The following is a 17912-nucleotide window of genomic DNA, read 5'->3' on the forward strand; positions in this document are numbered from 1 at the left end:
TCAGCCGATCACGAGCAGCAGGTCGCCGCCCTCCACCTGCTGCTGGCCGCCGATGGCCAGGCGCTGCACCGTGCCCGCGACCGGTGCGGTGATCGCCGCCTCCATCTTCATCGCCTCGATCGTCGCGACGGTGTCACCCGCCGCCACCTGGGCGCCGGGCTCGACCGCCAGCGACACCACGCCGGCGAACGGCGCCGCCACCTGGCCGGCCTGCGCCGGGTCGGCCTTCTCGGTGGCCCGGACGTCGACGTCCGCGTGCTCGTCGCGGGTGAGGATCGGCCGCAGCTGGCCGTTGAGCGTGCACATCACCGTGCGCATGCCCCGCTCATCGGCCTCGCTCACCGACTGCACGCCGAACAGCAGCCGCTTGCCGGGCTCGATCTCGACCTCGACCTCCTCGCCCGGCCGCAGGCCGTGCAGGAACTGGGCAGTCGGCAGCACCGACAGGTCGCTGTAGGTGTCGCGCGAGGTGGTGAAGTCCTTGGTGGGCCCGGGGAAGAGCAGCCGGTTGAGGGTGGACCGCCGGTCGGTCGTCAGGCCCGAGCGGTCGTCGTCGGTCAGCTCGGCGACGCGCGAGCGGGAGGTGCTGCGGCCGGCGAGCGCCTTGCTGCGGAACGGCTCCGGCCACCCACCCGGCGGGTCGCCGAGCTCACCCTGCAGAAAGCCGATCACGGAGTCGGGGATGTCGTACGCGCCAGGGTCGGCCTCGAAGTCGGCCGGGTCGACGCCGTGCCCCACGAGGGCCAGCGCGAGGTCGCCGACGACCTTGCTGCTCGGCGTCACCTTGACGATGTTGCCGAGCATGCGGTTGGCCGCGGCGTAGGTGTCCTCGATCGCCTCGAACTTCTCGCCGAGGCCGAGCGCGATCGCCTGCTGGCGCAGGTTCGACAGCTGGCCGCCCGGGATCTCGTGGTCGTACACGCGGCCGGTGGGCGACGGCAGGCCCGACTCGAACGGCGCGTAGAGCCGGCGCACCGACTCCCAGTACGGCTCCAGGTCGCAGACCGCCCGCAGGTCGAGGCCGGTCTCGCGCTCGGTGTGGTCGGTGGCCGCCACGAGCGCCGACATCGGCACCTGGCTGGTCGTCCCGGCCATCGCGGCGCTCGCGACGTCGACCGCGTCGACCCCGGCGTCGATGGCGGCCAGCAGCGTGGCGAGCTGGCCACCGGTGGTGTCGTGGGTGTGCAGGTGCACGGGCAGGTCGAACCGCTCGCGCAGCGCCGTGCCCAGGGTGCGCGCGGCGGGTGCGCGCAGCAGGCCGGCCATGTCCTTGATGGCGAGCACGTGCGCGCCCGCCTCGACGATGCGCTCGGCCAGCCGCAGGTAGTAGTCGAGCGTGTAGAGCCGCTCGCTGGGGTCGCTGAGGTCGCTGGTGTAGCAGAGCGCGACCTCGGCGACCGCGGTGCCGGTGGCGCGCACCGCCTCGATCGCCGGGCGCATCTGCTCGACGTCGTTCAGGGCGTCGAACACGCGGAAGACGTCGATGCCCGTGCGCGCGGCCTCCTCGACGAAGGCCTCGGTGACCTCCAGCGGGTACGGCGTGTAGCCCACGGTGTTGCGACCGCGCAGCAGCATCTGCAGGCAGAGGTTGGGCATGGCCTCGCGCAGCGCGGCGAGCCGCTCCCACGGGTCCTCGGCGAGGAAGCGCAGGGCGACGTCGTATGTCGCCCCGCCCCAGGCCTCGACGCTCCACAGCTGCGGGGTCAGCCGAGCGACCGGACCGGCGGCGGCCACCAGGTCGCGGGTGCGCACGCGCGTCGCGAGCAGCGACTGGTGGGCGTCGCGGAACGTCGTGTCGGTGACGGCCACAGCGGTCTGCTCGCGCAGGGCTCGGGCGAAGGCCTCCGGGCCGACCCGGGCCAGCAGGTCGCGTGAGCCGGCCGGCGGCGGGGCGTCCAGGTCGAGGCTCGCCAGCTTGCTGCCGGGGTCGACGTGGTGCTCGCCCGGGCCGTGCGGCTGGTTGACCGTCATGTGCGCCAGGTAGCTGAGCAGCTTGGTGCCGCGGTCGGCGGGCACGCGCGGCCGGAGCAGCTGCGGCCGCTCGTCGATGAAGGACGTCGAGAGCCGGCCAGCGACGAAGTCCGGCTCGTCGATCAGGCTCTGCAGGAACGGGATGTTGGAGGAGACACCGCGGATCCGGAACTCCGCCAGCGCCCGGCGCGCCCGCCGCACGGCGGTGGGGAAGTCACGCCCGCGGCAGGTGAGCTTCACGAGCATCGAGTCGAAGTGCGCGCTGATCTCGGCCCCCACGAACGTCGTCCCGCCGTCGAGCCGGACGCCGGCCCCGCCCGCCGAGCGGTACGTCGTGATGATCCCGGTGTCGGGGCGGAAGCCGTTGGAGGGGTCCTCGGTGGTGATGCGGCACTGCAGGGCGGCGCCCTTGACGTGCACGGTGTCCTGCGAGAGCCCGAGGTCGGCGAGCGTCGCGCCGCTGGCGATGCGCAGCTGCGCCTGCACCAGATCGACGTCGGTGACCTCCTCGGTCACGGTGTGCTCGACCTGGATGCGCGGGTTCATCTCGATGAACACGTAGCGCCCGTCGGGGGCGAGCAGGAACTCGACGGTGCCCGCGTTGACGTAGCCGATCTGGCGCGCGAACGCCACCGCGTGATCGCACATCCGTTGCCGCAGAGCGGGATCGAGGTTCGGCGCCGGGGCGATCTCGACGACCTTCTGGTGGCGGCGCTGCACCGAGCAGTCGCGCTCGAACAGGTGGATGACGTTGCCGTCGCCGTCCGCCAGGATCTGCACCTCGATGTGCCGCGGCTTCACGACGGCCTGCTCGAGGAACACCGTGGGGTCGCCGAACGCGCTCTCGGCCTCGCGCATCGCGGCCTCGATCGACTCGCGCAGCGCGTCCGGCGTCTCGACCCGCCGCATGCCACGGCCGCCACCGCCCGCGACCGCCTTGACGAAGACGGGGAAGCCGATGCCGTCGGCGGCCGCGACGAGCTCGTCGACGTCGGTGCTCGGCGGGGCGCTCGCCAGCACCGGCAGACCGGCGGCGCGCGCCGCCTCGATGGCGCGCGCCTTGTTGCCGGTGAGCTGCAGCACCGAGGCGGGCGGGCCGACGAAGGTGAGCCCGGCGTCGGCGCAGGCCTGGGCCAGACCGGGGTTCTCCGACAGGAAGCCGTAGCCGGGGTAGACGGCGTCGGCGCCGGACTCGCGAGCGACGCGGACGATCTCGTCGACGGTCAGGTAGGCGCGCACCGGGTGGCCGGGCTCACCGATGCGGTAGGCCTCGTCGGCCTTCGAGCGGTGCTCACCGTGGCGGTCCTCGTGGGCGAAGACAGCGACGGTGTGCGCGCCCAGCTCGGTGGCGGCACGGAAGGCGCGGACGGCGATCTCGCCGCGGTTGGCGACCAGGACCTTGCGGAACATGGGGGCATACCTCCGGCTCGGGATCGCGACGAGCCTACCGATCCGTCCGAGGGGCGGGATCGCCGTCTCGCGTTGTGGATCATCGCGCCCCGCCATGCGCGTCGGTAGCGCCGGAGGCACACTCGCAGGTATGGCCCGAACCATCGCCACGAACACCGCCGTCAGCCGCGAGGAGCTCCTCGACTTCGTGCGCCCGCGCCACCACTTCGTGCTCATCACGCGCCGAGCCGACGGGAGCCCGCAGGCCTCGCCGGTCACCGGCGGTGTGGACGCCGAGGGCCGGCTCGTCGTCTCGACCTACCCCGAGCGGGCCAAGGTCACCAACGCGCGCCGCGACCCGCAGGTGAGCGTGCTCGTGCTGTCGGACGACTTCGGCGGCGCCTGGGTGCAGCTCGACGGCGAGTGCGAGGTGCTCGACCTCCCCGAGGCCCTCGAGCCGCTGGTCGACTACTACCGCGCCATCTCCGGCGAGCACCCCGACTGGGACGAGTACCGCGAGGCGATGCGCAAGCAAGGCAAGTCGCTGCTGCGCATCACGCCGACGCGCTGGGGGCCGGTCGCCACCGGCGGCTTCCCGGCGCGCCTCGCCGACTGACCCCGCCGACGTTCTTACCCACCCCTTCGAGAGGACCCCATGAAGGCCATCACCATCAGCTCGTACGGCGGCGCCGACGTCATGGAGCTGACCGACCAGCCCGACCCGATCGTGGGGCCGGACTACGTGCTCGTGCGCGTCAAGGCGTCGAGCGTCAACCCGGTCGACTACAAGATCCGTGAGGGCTACCTGCAGGGCGCGTTCCCGTCGCACCTGCCGATGATCCTCGGCTGGGACGTCGCGGGCGTCGTCGAGAAGGTCGGGCCCGCCGTCCGCGAGTTCGCTGAGGGCGACGAGGTGATCGGGTACGTGCGCAAGGACTCCATCGAGCACGGCACCTACGCCGAGCTCGTCTCCGCCCACGTGCGCCACCTGGCCCGCAAGCCGGCGTCCGCCACGTTCGAGGAGGCGGGCGCTCTGCCGCTCGCCGGGCTGACCGCGCTGCAGTCGCTGCGCCTCGCCGAGGTCGGCGAGGGCGACACGGTGCTCGTGCACGCCGCCGCCGGGGGAGTGGGCTCGTTCGCCGTGCAGATCGCGAAGTCGCTGGGCGCGCGCGTCATCGGTACGGCGAGCGCCGCCAACCACGAGTACCTGCGCTCGCTCGGCGCCGAGCCGGTGGAGTACGGCGACAAGCTCGTGGCCGCCGTCCAGGAGCTCGCGCCGGACGGCGTCGACGCGGTGGTCGACTACGTCGGCGGCGACGCCCTGGCCAACAGCCCCGAGCTCGCCAAGAGCAACGACCGCATCGTCTCGATCGTCGACGCCGCCACCGTGCTGGGCTTCGGTGGCCGCTACGCGTTCGTGCGCCCTGACCCCGACGACCTCGCCGAGGTCGCGCGTCTGGTGGACGCCGGTCAGCTGCGGGTCGAGCTGGCGCGCACCTTCCCGCTCGCCGAGGCGGCGGACGCGCAGCGCCTGGTCGAGGGCGGGCACGTCCGGGGCAAGGTGGCGATCAGCGTCCCCTGACGGCGAGCGCTCAAGTCGAGAGCAGAGAAGTGGGGCACTTCCCGGACGGAAAGTGCCCCACTTCTCTCCTGTCGGTGGACCGGGCGCGTCAGCCGAGGCGGACCAGCATCTTGCCGGTGTTGCCGCCGGTGAGCAGCGACCGGAAGGCGTCCGGGGTGCTCTCGATGCCGTCGGCGACGGTCTCGCGCCACACGACGTCACCGTCGCGCAGCCAGGCCGACATGTCGGCGAGGAACTGCGGGCGCAGGTGGGCGTGGTCGCCGACCAGGAACCCGCGCAGGGTCAGGCGGTTCTGCACGAGGCGAGCGAGGTTTCGCGGGCCCGGCGGCGGCTCAGTGGCGTTGTAGGCCGAGATCGCACCGCAGAGCGCGGCGCGGCCGTGCAGGCGCAGCGAGCCGATGGCCGCCTCGAGGTGGTCGCCGCCGACGTTGTCGAAGTACACGTCGATGCCGTCGGGTGCGGCCTCGCGCAGGAGCTGGCGGATCGGCGCTGCCTTGTAGTCCAGCGCGTTCGAGAAGCCGAGCTCGTCGACGAGCCACCGCGTCTTCTCCGCGCCGCCCGCGCTGCCGATCACCTGCGAGGCACCCTTGAGCCGGGCGATCTGGCCGACGAGCGAGCCGACGGCGCCGGCCGCGGCCGAGACGAAGACGATCTCGCCCGGCTGCATGGCGGCGACCTCGAGCAGCCCCGCGTACGCCGTCAGGCCGGGCATGCCCATGACGCCCAGGTAGCTCTGGGCGGGCGCGAGGTCGGTGTCGACCTTCTGCACCCGCTCGGCCGGCAGGACGGCGGACTCGCGCCAGCCCAGTCCGTGCATCACCGTGTCGCCGACCGCGACGGTCGTGACGCCGTCCCCGACCTGCTCGACGACCCCCACTGCGCCGCCGTCCATCGGCTCGTCGAGCACGAACGGCGCGACGTAGGACTTCGCGTCGTTCATCCGGCCGCGCATGTACGGGTCGACGCTCAGCCACGTGTTGCGCACCAGCACCTCACCGGCCCCGGGGTCGGGCAGGTCGGTGCTGACGAGACTGACGTCGTCGTTCGTGAGCTCGCCGTGGGGGCGGCTCACGAGGTGCCAGGCGCGGCTGGTGGTGGGCATGAAGTTCCCTTCGTCGTCCGGATGGGTCCATCGGCGGCAAGGACGGCGACCGCTCAGGCCTTCCCGCACCGGCTCGTGCTGATGATCACACGGCATATTCAGGTGGACGCCCGCGTTAGACTGAGTGCACAACTCAACAGCGCTGATGTCCCGCCCATGGGGGTGATCGGTTTCGACGTTGGTCGTACTCCCAGGAGAAGCGGGTCGAGGACGCACGGTTATCTCGTAAACGATCCGTGCAAACCAACAGGTGCCGATTCTCACAGCACCGACTTCGCCCTCGCCGCCTGAGCGAGCGTAGAAGTCCGTCAGCCCGTGGTCGCTCTCGCCACGGTTCCTGGCGTCAGCTAGAGAGCCACTGCTTCCGCCGCACGCCGCGGGCGGCGGAGGGACACTTACGCGGCTGAGCCCGGCAGCGACTTGCCTGCGTGATCGCTGGGGCCGAGAAATCCCGTAGCAGGCTGCACCCGGAGAAGTCCTGGTTCTGCGCCAGCGGACGCGGGTTCGATTCCCGCCACCTCCACCACCATGGCGACATCAGCGCTCGACGAGGGGCCCGGCCACTACGGTCGGGCCCCTCGGCCGTTGTCTGCGGGGAATCGTGGTCTGTGGGGAGCCGTGGTCTGCGGAGCCGTTGACCGGCCTCCTCTCCCAGGCTCTTCAGAAGGCAGTGCTCGAACAGCGCTGAACCGCCGTTCTCGTGGTTTCGGCAAAACGCTGCGCACAGGCACGCGTCGGGCGTAGCCTCCCGCTGTTCCGCTCGGGCGTGACCCACGTCACACGCCCCGTCCCGATCAGGGGGAGAGTCATGAGGTCTGCATATCGAGTCATCGCCGGTCTGATCTCGTTCGCCGTCGTCGTCCAGGCCGCGTCGATCGCCTACGCGATGTTCGCCATCTCGCACGAGATCGAGAACGGCACCGTCATCGACAAGAACTACGTCGAGAACTCCACCGGACCCGAGGGTGTCGGCTTCGCGATCCACGCCATCGACGGGCAGATGGTGATCCCGTTGCTGGCGATCGTGTTGCTCGTCGTGTCCTTCTTCGCCAAGGTGGCCGGCGGGGTGCGCTGGGCGGCGTTCGTCCTGCTGGCCGTCGTGGTGCAGGTGGTGCTGGCGTTCGTGTCGTTCGGTGCACCTGTCGTTGGGTTCCTGCACGGCCTCAACGCGCTCGTCGTGTTCGGCCTCGCGGGCTTCGCGGCTCGACGCGCGACAGCCGTCGCCGAGCCGGTGACCGCGACGACCGCCGCCACCGCCACCGTCTAGCCCACGAGATCGGCCTCGTGAACCATCAGCGCCAGCGCGGTGCGGTTGGTGAGGCCGAGCTTGGCCAGCACACTCGAGACGTGCGCCTTCACCGTGGCGACGCTCATCAGGAGCTCGGCGGCGATCTGCGCGTTCGACCTCCCCCGAGCGACCGCCACGGCCACCTGCCGCTCGCGGTCGGTCAGCGCGCGCAGCGCATGCTGCGCGCGCTGGCGCACGTCGGTGCCGGCCACGGTCGCCTCCATCAGCCGGCGCGTGATGGACGGCGACAGGTACGGCTCGCCGGACGCCACCCGCCGCACCGCGTCGGCGATCTGCGGCGGCGGGGTGTCCTTGAGCAGGAAGCCGCTCGCGCCGGCGTGCAGGGCGGCGAGGACGTCGCTGTCGGCGTCGAAGGTGGTGAGCACGATGACCTGCGGCGGTCGCGGGCGCGAGCGCAGCCGCCGCGTCGCGGTGACGCCGTCGATCCGCGGCATCCGCAGGTCCATCAGCACCACGTGCGGTGCGTGCCGGTCGACCACCTCAGGCACCTGGTCGCCGTCCGACGCCTCGCCCACCACGCGCAGGCCGTCGGCGCCGTCGAGCATGAGGGTGAGCGCGCCGCGGACGAGCGCGTCGTCGTCCACCACGACGACCTTCACGACGTCCTTCACCGCGTCCTTCGCGACGTCCTTCGCGGCGTCCAGCGGCTCGGCCCCGGTCATGCGGGCCACGGTAGCCAGGCCGTGACGACGAACGCGCCGTCGACGGCACCGTGCTCGGTACGGCCGCCGAGCAGCGCGACGCGTTCGGCGAGACCCACGAGACCGGTGCCCGAGCCGTGTGCCGGCTCGGGTGCGGGACTCAGCGCGTTGCGCACCTGCACCGCCAGCTCACCGCCGCGAGCGCCCGACACCCGGACGTCGACGGGCGCTCCGGGCGCGTGACGGCGGGCGTTGGTCAGGCCCTCCTGGACGACCCGGTAGGCGGTGCGCCCCAGCGTGTCGGGGACGTCGGCGGGGTCGACCGCGACGGTCAGGGTGACGTCGGTGCCGGCGGAGCGGGTCTCGTCCACGAGACGCGGCAGGTCGAGCAGCGACGGTTGCGGCGCAAGGGAAGCCGTGCCGCCCGGGTCGTCGTCGTCGCGCAGCACGGTGATCACGTCGCGCAGCTCGTCGAGGGCCTGGTGCACGCCGGCGCGGACGACGCCCGCGGCCGCGGCGAGCCGCTCGGGTGCGGCGTCCGGCCGGTACTCCAGCGCGCCCGCGTACGTGGCGAGCAGCGAGAGGCGGTGGGCCAGCACGTCGTGCATCTCGCGTGCGATGAGGGTGCGTTCGCTGCGCCGGGCCTCGGCGACGCGGGCCGCTTGCTGCTCCTCGGCGCGACGGGCCTTGTCGCGCAACGACTCCAACAGCATGCGGCGGGCGCGGGTGTAGCTGCCCCAACCGGCCAGCGTGGCGCTGCCGACGACGACGAGCACGACCCACCAGCCGAACGACAGCCCGGGCATCGGTCGCCACCCCCAGCGCACGAGGTGCGCGGTCACGTCCAGCGCGCCGACGGCGGCCGCGACCCGGAACCGGCGCTCGGACGAGACGCGGTACAGCCCGTACGACGCGGCGGGCGTGCCCGCCGGTGACAGGGCCGCGAGCGCCGACGTCACGACGGCCAGGGGCACTGGCAGGCGGTGCAGCACCACCACAGCGGCCACTGCGGCGACGGCGGTCGCGACGTCAACGATGGCCGTGCCCCGCGTGGGCTGCGAGAGCAGCAGGGCGGTGAGCTGCAGCGCGGTGAGCGCCCCGAGCGCGACCAGTGCGACGAGGCGTTCGACGACGGCGCGGGACGGCATGCCCGGCAGGTTACGGGCCGCGCCGCGACGGTGGCACCGACCAAAGTCGGGGGTGGGCACACCTTCAGGCGCACCGGGTCTGGCCGCCGGGCCGATCTGCGCGACGGCACCCTCGGCCGATGCTCACCGCATGACGAACACCACCTCGCAGACCTCCGCCCCCATCGACTGCCCCTGCCACGGCAGCGGCCTCGCCGGCCGGCGTCACCGCCGCCGGTGGTTCACCGTGCTGGCCGTGATGGCCTGCGCCACGGCGATGTGGGGAGTCCTCCACTCGCTGCTGCACATCGACCTCGCCGTGCGGCAGGGCGGTCGCGTCCAGCAGGTCGACTCGCTCGCCGTGACGCTGACCAGCCTGGTGGTCGGCCTGCTCGGCTGGCTCACCCTCACGCTGCTCGAGCGCCGGACCCAGCGGGCCGTGCGGGTCTGGCGCCTGCTCGGGGCCGGCGTCCTGCTCGTGTCGCTGACCGGGCCGGCCGCAGCCGTGTCGCTGTCCGCGGGGTTGGCGCTGGTGTCGATGCACCTCGTCGTCGGAGTGGGGCTGCTGCTCGCGCTGCCCGGCCGCCGTCGAGAGCACTGACGCACCTGTCCGACGTCGCAGCTCTACCGGACGTGGTCACCCTGCCTCAGGTCGTCGGCCACCGTGCCTCCTGGGTCGTACGCCCCTTGCAGCCGCAACAGTCTTTGACAGGCCGGTTCGTGGCATCCATAGTTCCGCGTCTCGGGCGCATCGCCCGATGACGACCTGATGCGGGTGAGGTTGGTGCGAGAGCCGGGAACGAGCCCCGCTGAGCTGCGCGGCGTCAGCCACCGCTACGGGTCCGACCGCCAGGCCCTCACCGACGTCAGCGTGCAGCTGCAGCCCGGGGTGACGGCTCTGGTCGGCGTCAACGGGGCCGGCAAGTCGACCCTGCTGTCGATCCTCGCCGGTTCGCTGCGACCGACGGCCGGCTCGGTGCTCATCGGCGGCACCGACCTGAACGGTCGTCGGCGCCGAGAGGTCATCGGCCGCGTCGCCCTGATGCCGCAGGCCCTGACCGTGCCGCCGAACCTCACCGCCTGGGAGGCGGTCGCCGTCATCGGCTGGATGCGTGGCTTGGCGTCCCGGGAGGCGGCCCGGCGAGCAGATCGCGCGCTGGAGGCGGTCGACCTCGCGAACCGTCGGGGCAGTGCGATCAAGGAGCTCTCGGGCGGGATGAAGCGGCGGGTCGCGCTGGCCCAGGCGATCGTCGCGGAGCCTGACGTGCTGCTGCTCGACGAGCCGAGCACCGGCCTCGACCCGCAGCAGCGGCGACGCATGGTCGACATCGTCAAGGCGCTGCACGGCACCGTCGTGTTCAGCAGCCATGTGATGGAGGACGTCGTCGACACGGCCTCGCGGGTGCTCGTGCTGCACGAGGGTGGAGTTCGTTTCGACGGCGACGTCGACGAGCTGAGCGCGCGAGCGCCGGCCGGTGCACCACCGGAGCGCCGCCCCGAGGCGGCGTTCCTGGCGCTGATCGGCGACGCGGAGGCGCGAGCCCGGTGATCGTCCTGCGGGTGTGGATCCGCCGCTCGCTCGCGATCGTCGTCGCACCGGTGGTGGTCGTGCTGCTGACGCTCGGCGCGTGGTCGAGGGACGGCTGGCAGTTCGAGTCCCTGTGGGCGCTGCGCGCGGCGGTGCTGCTCGTGCCGCTCGTCTCACCGGTGCTCGCCGCCGCGGTGGCCTTCGACGTCGCCCGCCGCTGGGGGCCGCTCGTGACCGTGCTCGGGCCGTCCACCGCGCGCTGGCGTCGGGCGACGCTCGCGCTGGTGGCCGTGCACGTCGGCTGGACGTTCGCCGCGGTGTGTCTCGTCTGGGCGGCGGCGGGCGTCCGGCTGGTGCTCGACGACGCGATCTGGCAGGCCGATCCCTGGTTGCCGGTGGAGGTGGTGTCCGCGCTGGGCGCCGCTGCGGCCGTCGGGTTGCTCGTCGCCACCCTGGTCAAGGGACTCGCCGCCCCGCCGCTCGCCGCCGTCCTGGTGTTCGGGGTCGAGGCGCTTGCCGGGCCGTACGGCTTGATGTCGCTCTTCAGCCCGATGGCCCTCGTCGACTCGGCGGTGGGGCTCGAGCGCGATCCCGCGGCGGCCGCCTGGGCCGTCGCCCTCAACCTCGCGGTGCTGGTGTGCTGCTGCGTGGTCGCGTTGCGCGGCGCGGTGACGAGCCGAGCCTGGGTCGCGCAGGTGACCCTGGGGTGCATGGTCCTCGGTGGGGTTCTGCTGGGGCACGGGCCGTCCTCCGCACTGGAGTTCCGTCCCTCCACCCAGCCTCGGGCGTGCGCGCGCGCTGGTGCCGTCGAGGTGTGCGGCCCGGGCAACACCCAGCCCTTCCTGAGCGAGCTGGCCGGCGGCCTGGCGGGCGCCACCGGGCAGCTGGCCCACTCGGGGCTCCCCCTGCCGCACGAGTTCGTGCTCGGCGTGCCGGGGGAGCAGGCTGCCGTGACGCCCGCAGCCAGCGTCGTCCACGCCTACCCGGCGGGTCTGACCCGCAAGCGGCGCACGACGACTCTGGCCCGCGTGCTCGCCCTGCCGCAGATCTGCCCGCAGCTCCTCGACGCCGGACCCGACACCACCCCGCTCCTCGATCGCCAGGCGCAGGTGAGTGCGTGGATCCGGCAGGCTCTGGAGCGCGGCGGAAGCGATCCGGCACCGCCGGGTGTCGTCGCGGCCTACCGCGACCTCGAGACGTGTCGGGTCACATGAGGGCAGTGGCGCTCGGGTGGTTGCGGTCGCGTGGCTTCGTGGGCGCGCTGGTCGTGGCGGCGGCGACCGCCATCGCCGGGGGCGTCGCCGCCGACACCACGTTGCAGCTTCCTCTCGTCCAGCGGTCGCTTCCGCTGCCGGTCGTGGTGCTGCTGGTCGCGGTGATCGTCGTCGTGACGCCGATCCAGGACCGCTTCGGCGGCCTGGAGGCCTCGCTCGAGCGCCGGCGAACGGACCGACTCCTGGCGGGCGCCCTCGCCTGCAGCCTGGCGGTTGTGGCGTGCGGCCCCGCGGCGATGTCGGCGCGGGAGCGGTTACCGTGGAGCGTGTTCGTCGGGCTGCTGGTCGTCGCGGTCATGGCGGTCGTCGTCGTGGGAGCCTTCGCGTGGCTCCCGACCGTCGTGGTGGGACTGGCGGTGACGTACGTCGACCTCGTCTACGGCCAACCCGTGCGTTCGGCGCTCGACACAGTGGGGCTACCGGTGCTGTCCGCTCTCCTGATGGCGGCTCTCGGCCTCTACGTGCTGCGTGGCCCATCTGATCTCGGCGCACACTGAACCGCAGCGGCGCCTGCTGCGTGCAGAGGGTGAGGAGGTCCGGTGCCCGACGACGTCACGCTCATGCGGCAGCTGCACGACGAGCACGCCGCCGCGCTCTGGCGCTACTGCCTGCGCCTCACCGCCGGCGACCGCGCCCGCGCCGAGGACGTCGTGCAGGAAACGATGCTGCGCGCCTGGCGGCGGCTGCCCGACCTCGACGACACGCGGATGTCACTGCGGCCGTGGCTGTTCACCGTGGCCCGCCGCATCGTGATCGACGAGTGGCGCTCGCAGCGGGCGCGGCCCGAGGTGGCGGTGGCCGAGCTGCCCGAGTCGGCGTCGGACGACGAGAGCGACCAGCTGCTGCTGTCGTGGACCGTCGCCGAGGCCCTCACCCACCTCACGGCCGAGCACCGGGCGGTGCTGCGCGAGTGCTACTTCCGCGGGCGGTCGGTGGCCGAGGCGGCGCGACGGCTCGGAGTGCCGGAAGGCACGGTGAAGTCGCGCACGCACTACGCCCTGCGCGCCCTGCGGCTCGCCCTCGAGGAGATGGGAGTGACGTCATGAGCTGCCGCTACGCCCACCTGGACGGCGCGTACGTGCTGGGTGCGCTCGCGCCGGCCGAGCGCCAGGAGTTCGAGCAGCACCTGCGCGACTGCCCGGCGTGCGCCGCGGCGGTGCAGGACCTCGCCGGGCTGCCCGGCCTGCTCGCCCGGGTCGACGCCGACGTCCTGGACGACGCACCGCTCGCCGACGAGCCGGCCCCCGACACGCTGCTGCCGTCGCTGGTGCGCGGCGTGCGCCACCACCGCAGGCGGCGCACCGTCGTCACCGCGATGCTGGCCGCCGCGGCGGCGCTCGTCGTCGGTGGCGCCGGGGTGGCGGCGTCCCAGCTCGGGCAGCCGACCGACCGGCGTCCCACCGCTGCGCCGACGACCTCGACGAGCCCGACGTCGACGCCGCGCCCGATGACCGCGGTGCAGCCGGCGCCGATGAGCGCGCGCCTCGCGGTCCAGCCCGTGGCCTGGGGCACCCGACTGGTGCTGACCTGCCGATACGACCCGGACGACACCCGCTACGGCGAGGCTGCCGAGTACGCGCTGGTCGTCCGCACGCAGGACGGCCGCACCGAGCAGGTGGCCACGTGGCGCGCACTGCCCGGCCAGCAGATGGAGCTCAGCGGAGCCACCAGCGCGCGGGCGGCGGACATCGCCGCGGTCGAGGTCAGGCTGACCGGCGGCGCGACGGTGCTACGACTGCAGAGCTGAGGGTGCGCGGCCTGAGCCGCGCGAGGACGGCCACGCCACCCAGCACCGCGACCACCTCCGAAGCTGCGCTGACCACCTGCGCGGTGCCGGTCCACACCTCGTGGACGCCGAACAGCCCCACCGTCGCCGAGATGACGAAGGCCCCCAGCGTCGCCAGCCCGAAGCCGACCGCCAGCAGCGCGGGGAGCCAGTGTCGCCACGCCACGAGCAGGACGGCGATCGCCACCGCCCCGCCCGCGTTGAGCAGGAACGACGGTCCGATCACCGCGATGTCGCGGAACCCGTCGAACCACAGCTTCAGGTGCACCGCCCCCGATACGAGCACCGCCACCGCCGTCAGCCACCGGATCGCCTGCTGCTGAGTCATCGCGTCCTCCCGCGTCGAAGGGTCCTGCCTGCTTCACGAGCCGCAGGGCGTCCCGGTTCAGATCGAGGTGAGGTGAACCGGACGCCGGCTACCTGCGTACCCGAGGGCAACGACCGCTCGAAGCGAAGGAGCACCGCCATGGAGCAGCCCAGCCCCACGCCGTCCCGCCGCACGGTGATGCTGGCCGGAGCCGGTACAGCCGCCGGCCTCGCCGCCCTCACCGCATGCGGCAGCCCGTCGACGCCCGCGGCGAGCGCGCCGACGAGCGCGGGACAGCCGTCGAGCGCCGCGGGGGGCGGGCCGCTCGTGAAGCTGAGCGACGTGCCGGTGGGCGGTGCGGTGTCGGCCAAGGACGCCCAGGGCCGGTCGGTGATCGTGTCGCAGCCGAAGGCCGGCGAGGTCGTCGCGTTCTCGGCCATCTGCACTCACATGGGCTGCACCGTGGCGCCGGCCAAGGGCATCCTGCAGTGCCCGTGCCACGGGTCGACGTACGACCTCGCGACGGGCAAGAACACCGGCGGCCCGGCGCCGCGCCCGCTGTCGCGGATCGACGTGCAGGTCACCGGCGGCGACGTCGTCGAGAGCTGAACGCGTCACGGCGTGCGCCTCGTGGAGATGAGTGCAGCCGTGGGTGCGGCCGGGTGGTCGCGATCACAGCGTCTTCGCCGCACCCATGCCCGCACTGATCCGCTCAGTGACCCGCCGGGTCAACCGCTCGGACCTCTTCAGGGCAGGTAGCCGACCCGCACCGAGCCCGCGCTGGAGTGGACGTCGATGACCCGGTCGGAGGCCGGGTCGGTGCGCACGTCGACGTTCTCCGAGCCCGCGCTGGTCTTCGCCGACACCCGGTAGGTCGCCGAACCCTGCGGCAGCAGCACCGTCACCGACCCCGCGGACGACGACGCCGTCACGCGCGTCGGCTCGCTCGCCAGCTCGACCGTCACCGACCCGGCGGACGACGACGCGCGCACCTCGGACGACGACAGGTTCGTCGCGCGCACCGAACCCGCGCTCGTCGACAGGTCGAGCGCACCCGAGAGCCCGTCCGCCCGCACGGCACCGGCCGAGCTGTGCACCCGGACGTCGACGCCGGACGGCACCTCCAGACGCACCCGACCACTGCAGCCGAGCCCGAAGCCGAACGGGCACGACGACCGCACGACCAGCCGGTCGCCGTCCAGGCGCTGAGTGAGTTGAGGAGCGCGCATCGACCACGTCGCCGTGCGGTCGAGCCGCGTGGTGTCGTCGGCGCTCGCCGTCAGCTCGACGGCCTCGGCGCTCACCTGGACGTCGATGCTGCGTACGCCGGTGTAGGTGTGGGAGACGTGCTGGCTGCCCCGGCCGCCGACCGTCGAGGCGACGAACAGGCCCGCGACCACCACGATGAGCCCCACGATGACCACGGCGGCCACGATGGGTGCCGTGAGCCCGGAGCCGCGTCGGGGCGGCGATGCCTGGGGAGGTGCCGTGGTCGCCATGCCTCCACGGTCGCGGGGCCACGGGTGGGCAGTCACGGGGCGAAGGTCCCCAAAACCGTTGCCGTAGAGCAAGTTCAGCGGTTCACTGGACGAGTGAGCACGCACGAGCACATCGACCTCGTCAACCGCTACGCCGCGCACAACTACCACCCGTTGCCGGTCGTGGTGGCGTCCGCCGAGGGCGCCTGGGTCACCGACGTCGAGGGGCGCCGGTACCTCGACTGCCTGGCCGGCTACTCGGCGTTGAACTTCGGCCACCGCCACCCCGAGCTGGTGCGCGTGGCGCACGAGCAGCTCGACCGCGCGACGCTCACCAGCCGCGCCTTCCACAACGACCAGCTGGGGCCGTTCTGCCGCGACCTCGCGGCGCTCGCGGGTATGGACGTCGTGCTGCCGATGAACACCGGTGCCGAGGCGGTCGAGACGGCGCTGAAGCTCGCCCGCAAGTGGGCGTACGAGGTCAAGAAGGTGCCGGCCGACCAGGCGACGATCGTGGTGGCATCCGACAACTTCCACGGCCGCACCATCACCATCGTCAGCTTCTCGACCGATCCCGTGGCGAGAGAAGGCTTCGGGCCGTTCACGCCGGGCTTCGTCGTCGTGCCGTACGGCGACCTCGACGCCATGCGGGCCGCCGTCGACGACCGCACCGCCGCCGTTCTCGTCGAGCCGGTACAGGGGGAGGCGGGCGTGATCGTGCCCCCGCCCGGCTACCTCGCGGGCGTGCGCGAGCTGTGCACCGAGCGCGACGTGCTCTTCATCGCCGACGAGATCCAGTCCGGGCTCGGTCGCACCGGCACCACGTTCGCCTCCCAGCTCGAGGGCGTCGTGCCCGACGTCTACGTGCTCGGCAAGGCGCTCGGCGGCGGCATCGTGCCGGTGTCGGCGGTCGTGAGCCGCCGCGAGGTGATGGAGGTGATCCGCCCCGGCAACCACGGCTCGACGTTCGGCGGTAACCCGCTGGCGGCTGCGGTCGGGCACGCGGTCGTGCGCCTGCTGCAGACGGGCGAGTACCAGCAGCGGGCGAAGGAGCTCGGCGAGCAGCTGCACGAGCGACTCGACGCCCTCGTCGGTCGGGGCGTGAGCGCGGTGCGCACCCGCGGGCTCTGGGCCGGCGTCGACATCGAGCCGTCGCTCATGAGCGGGCGCGAGGCGTGCGAGGCCCTGCTGGCGCGCGGGGTGCTGGCGAAGGAGACGCACGGCTCGACGATCCGGCTCGCGCCGCCCCTGGTGGTGACGCCTGGCGAGGTGGACCTGTTGTGCGAGGAGCTCACGGCCGTGGTGGCGGGGCGCTGAGCGCGACGTAGCCTCGTGGGGTGAGAGCAGCCCGCACCCGCTTCGCCGCCAGCGTCCTCGCCGGGGCGGTGGTCGTCGGCCTCGCTGTCAGCGCCTGCAGTGGCGCACCGACCGCAGCGCGCCGCACGACGGCGAGCCCGACGGCGAGCCCCTCCACCACCGCCTCGCCCATGTCGGCCGCACCCGGCGTCGCGCCGTTGACCGGCCTCCATGTGGCGAAGGTCGCCGCGCAGCCGGCGCTCGTCGTCAAGATCGAGAACAGCAGTGCCGCGCGTCCGCAAGTGGGCCTCGACCGGGCCGACCTGGTGGTCGAGGAGCTCGTCGAGGGCGGCATCACCCGCTTCGCCGCGATGTTCCAGTCCCGTCGTGCCGCATCCGTCGGCACGGTCGGGCCGGTGCGGTCGCTCCGCGACGTCGATGCCGCCATCGCCGGGCCGACGCGCGGGCTGCTGGCGTCGTCCGGCGGCGCCGCGGTGGTGCTGCGGCGGCTGCGCAAGGCGCCGGTGCAGCTCGTGCTGCCGTCGCGGTCGGCGTACTTCCGCAGCAAGAGTCGCCCGGCCCCGCACAACCTCTACGCGCGCGCCGACCGGCTCTGGGCCGCAGCCGACCGCGCCCACCGCGCGCCTCCGCCGCCGTACCTGCCGTGGGCCGCCGACGCGGCCACCGCCTCGACGTCCGGCGCCGGCAGCCGGCCGGCGTCGAGGCTGCTGCTCACCTTCTCGCGGGCGGCCCATCCGCGGTGGGCCTACGACGCGGGCTCGCGGCGGTGGTTGCGCAGCGAGGGCGGCACGCCGTCGAAGGTGGTGTCCGGTGCGCGCCTTGCTGCGCAGAACGTCGTGGTGCTGCGGGTGCGCACGCGGGACGCGGGCTACCGCGACCCGGTCGGCAACCCCGTGCCCGAGACGGTGCTCACGGGCACGGGCAGCGCGCTCGTGCTTTCCGGTGGCCGGCAGGTGGCGGGGCGGTGGAGCAAGGCCAGCCCCTACGCCCCGCTCACCCTGACGACGTCGAGCGGCGCCCCGCTCACCGTCGCCCCGGGCACCACCTGGCTCGAGCTCGTGCCGACGTCAGGCGGTGCGGGCGTGCAGGTGCGCTAGCCGG

Annotated in this window: 18 protein-coding genes and 1 other RNA gene; 13 read left to right on the forward strand and 6 right to left on the reverse strand. The window is 73.2% G+C overall.

All coding sequences use genetic code 11. The features are described from left to right. Window positions 1-3381, reverse strand: a complete 3381-nt coding sequence (locus ASD06_RS10335; RefSeq protein WP_056676762.1) for a pyruvate carboxylase — start codon at window positions 3379-3381, stop codon at window positions 1-3. A 130-nt stretch (window positions 3382-3511) separates the two neighbouring features. Between ASD06_RS10335 and ASD06_RS10340 the strand changes: the two genes are divergently transcribed. Together ASD06_RS10340 and ASD06_RS10345 are read left to right on the forward strand one after the other, a co-directional pair. Beyond that, window positions 3512-3976 carry a PPOX class F420-dependent oxidoreductase gene (locus ASD06_RS10340; protein WP_056676765.1) on the forward strand — a complete coding sequence of 155 codons (465 nt, stop codon included), beginning with the start codon at window positions 3512-3514 and terminating at the stop codon, window positions 3974-3976. Window positions 3977-4015: 39 nt separating this feature from the next. Further along, a complete protein-coding gene (locus ASD06_RS10345) occupies window positions 4016-4942 on the forward strand; it encodes an NADP-dependent oxidoreductase (protein WP_056676769.1) in 927 nt (308 codons plus the stop codon). Window positions 4943-5030: 88 nt separating this feature from the next. On the opposite strand, the gene ASD06_RS10350 is transcribed toward ASD06_RS10345, so the two are convergent. After that, window positions 5031-6044: an NADP-dependent oxidoreductase gene (locus tag ASD06_RS10350; protein WP_056676771.1), complete on the reverse strand. Its 1014-nt coding sequence runs from the start codon at window positions 6042-6044 to the stop codon at window positions 5031-5033. 158 nt (window positions 6045-6202) lie between these two features. Here ASD06_RS10350 and ssrA point away from each other — a divergent pair. Beyond that, window positions 6203-6570: a transfer-messenger RNA gene (gene ssrA, locus ASD06_RS18540) on the forward strand. Between the two features lie 282 nt (window positions 6571-6852). After that, window positions 6853-7311, forward strand: coding sequence for a hypothetical protein (locus tag ASD06_RS10355; RefSeq protein WP_056676774.1), 459 nt, complete (start codon window positions 6853-6855; stop codon window positions 7309-7311). On the opposite strand, the gene ASD06_RS10360 is transcribed toward ASD06_RS10355, so the two are convergent. Both ASD06_RS10360 and ASD06_RS10365 read right to left on the reverse strand, forming a co-directional pair. Beyond that, window positions 7308-8015, reverse strand: a complete 708-nt coding sequence (locus ASD06_RS10360) for a response regulator transcription factor (RefSeq protein ID WP_082537946.1) — start codon at window positions 8013-8015, stop codon at window positions 7308-7310. The genes ASD06_RS10355 and ASD06_RS10360 overlap by 4 nt on opposite strands. Then, window positions 8012-9142 (reverse strand): sensor histidine kinase, encoded by a 1131-nt coding sequence (locus tag ASD06_RS10365; RefSeq protein WP_056676776.1) that lies wholly within the window; start codon window positions 9140-9142, stop codon window positions 8012-8014. The genes ASD06_RS10360 and ASD06_RS10365 overlap by 4 nt, the downstream gene beginning before the upstream one ends. Window positions 9143-9272: 130 nt before the next feature. Between ASD06_RS10365 and ASD06_RS10370 the strand changes: the two genes are divergently transcribed. The 6 genes from ASD06_RS10370 (at window position 9273) to ASD06_RS10395 (ending at window position 13670) form a co-directional block, all read left to right on the forward strand. Beyond that, window positions 9273-9722: a DUF6069 family protein gene (locus ASD06_RS10370; protein ID WP_056676778.1), complete on the forward strand. Its 450-nt coding sequence runs from the start codon at window positions 9273-9275 to the stop codon at window positions 9720-9722. Between the two features lie 174 nt (window positions 9723-9896). Next, on the forward strand, window positions 9897-10670 hold the full coding sequence (locus ASD06_RS10375; protein ID WP_162248069.1) for an ABC transporter ATP-binding protein: 774 nt from the start codon (window positions 9897-9899) through the stop codon (window positions 10668-10670). Beyond that, window positions 10667-11863: a hypothetical protein gene (locus ASD06_RS10380; RefSeq protein WP_056676785.1), complete on the forward strand. Its 1197-nt coding sequence runs from the start codon at window positions 10667-10669 to the stop codon at window positions 11861-11863. The genes ASD06_RS10375 and ASD06_RS10380 overlap by 4 nt, the downstream gene beginning before the upstream one ends. Then, window positions 11860-12420, forward strand: a complete 561-nt coding sequence (locus tag ASD06_RS10385) for a hypothetical protein (protein ID WP_157371645.1) — start codon at window positions 11860-11862, stop codon at window positions 12418-12420. Before ASD06_RS10380 ends, ASD06_RS10385 begins: the two co-directional genes overlap by 4 nt. A gap of 63 nt (window positions 12421-12483) precedes the next feature. Continuing rightward, window positions 12484-12969, forward strand: a complete 486-nt coding sequence (locus ASD06_RS10390; RefSeq protein WP_056677148.1) for a sigma-70 family RNA polymerase sigma factor — start codon at window positions 12484-12486, stop codon at window positions 12967-12969. Next, complete coding sequence (locus ASD06_RS10395) at window positions 12966-13670, forward strand: anti-sigma factor (RefSeq protein WP_056676790.1); 705 nt, start codon at window positions 12966-12968, stop codon at window positions 13668-13670. Before ASD06_RS10390 ends, ASD06_RS10395 begins: the two co-directional genes overlap by 4 nt. Here ASD06_RS10395 and ASD06_RS10400 read toward each other — a convergent pair. Further along, window positions 13627-14037, reverse strand: coding sequence for a hypothetical protein (locus ASD06_RS10400; protein WP_056676792.1), 411 nt, complete (start codon window positions 14035-14037; stop codon window positions 13627-13629). The genes ASD06_RS10395 and ASD06_RS10400 overlap by 44 nt on opposite strands. Window positions 14038-14175: 138 nt before the next feature. On the opposite strand from ASD06_RS10400, the gene ASD06_RS10405 reads away from it, so the two are divergent. Then, complete coding sequence (locus tag ASD06_RS10405) at window positions 14176-14625, forward strand: Rieske (2Fe-2S) protein (RefSeq protein ID WP_056676795.1); 450 nt, start codon at window positions 14176-14178, stop codon at window positions 14623-14625. A gap of 137 nt (window positions 14626-14762) precedes the next feature. Here the strand turns inward: ASD06_RS10405 and ASD06_RS10410 are convergent, their stop codons facing one another. Next, a complete protein-coding gene (locus ASD06_RS10410) occupies window positions 14763-15515 on the reverse strand; it encodes a DUF4097 family beta strand repeat-containing protein (protein WP_082537926.1) in 753 nt (250 codons plus the stop codon). Between the two features lie 93 nt (window positions 15516-15608). On the opposite strand from ASD06_RS10410, the gene rocD reads away from it, so the two are divergent. Together rocD and ASD06_RS10425 are read left to right on the forward strand one after the other, a co-directional pair. Continuing rightward, on the forward strand, window positions 15609-16811 hold the full coding sequence (gene rocD, locus ASD06_RS10415; RefSeq protein ID WP_056676801.1) for an ornithine--oxo-acid transaminase: 1203 nt from the start codon (window positions 15609-15611) through the stop codon (window positions 16809-16811). 20 nt (window positions 16812-16831) lie between these two features. Beyond that, window positions 16832-17908 carry a DUF3048 domain-containing protein gene (locus ASD06_RS10425; RefSeq protein WP_157371646.1) on the forward strand — a complete coding sequence of 359 codons (1077 nt, stop codon included), beginning with the start codon at window positions 16832-16834 and terminating at the stop codon, window positions 17906-17908. Window positions 17909-17912 lie beyond the last annotated feature (4 nt).

The organism is Angustibacter sp. Root456, from assembly GCF_001426435.1.
GTDB lineage: Bacteria > Actinomycetota > Actinomycetes > Actinomycetales > Angustibacteraceae > Angustibacter.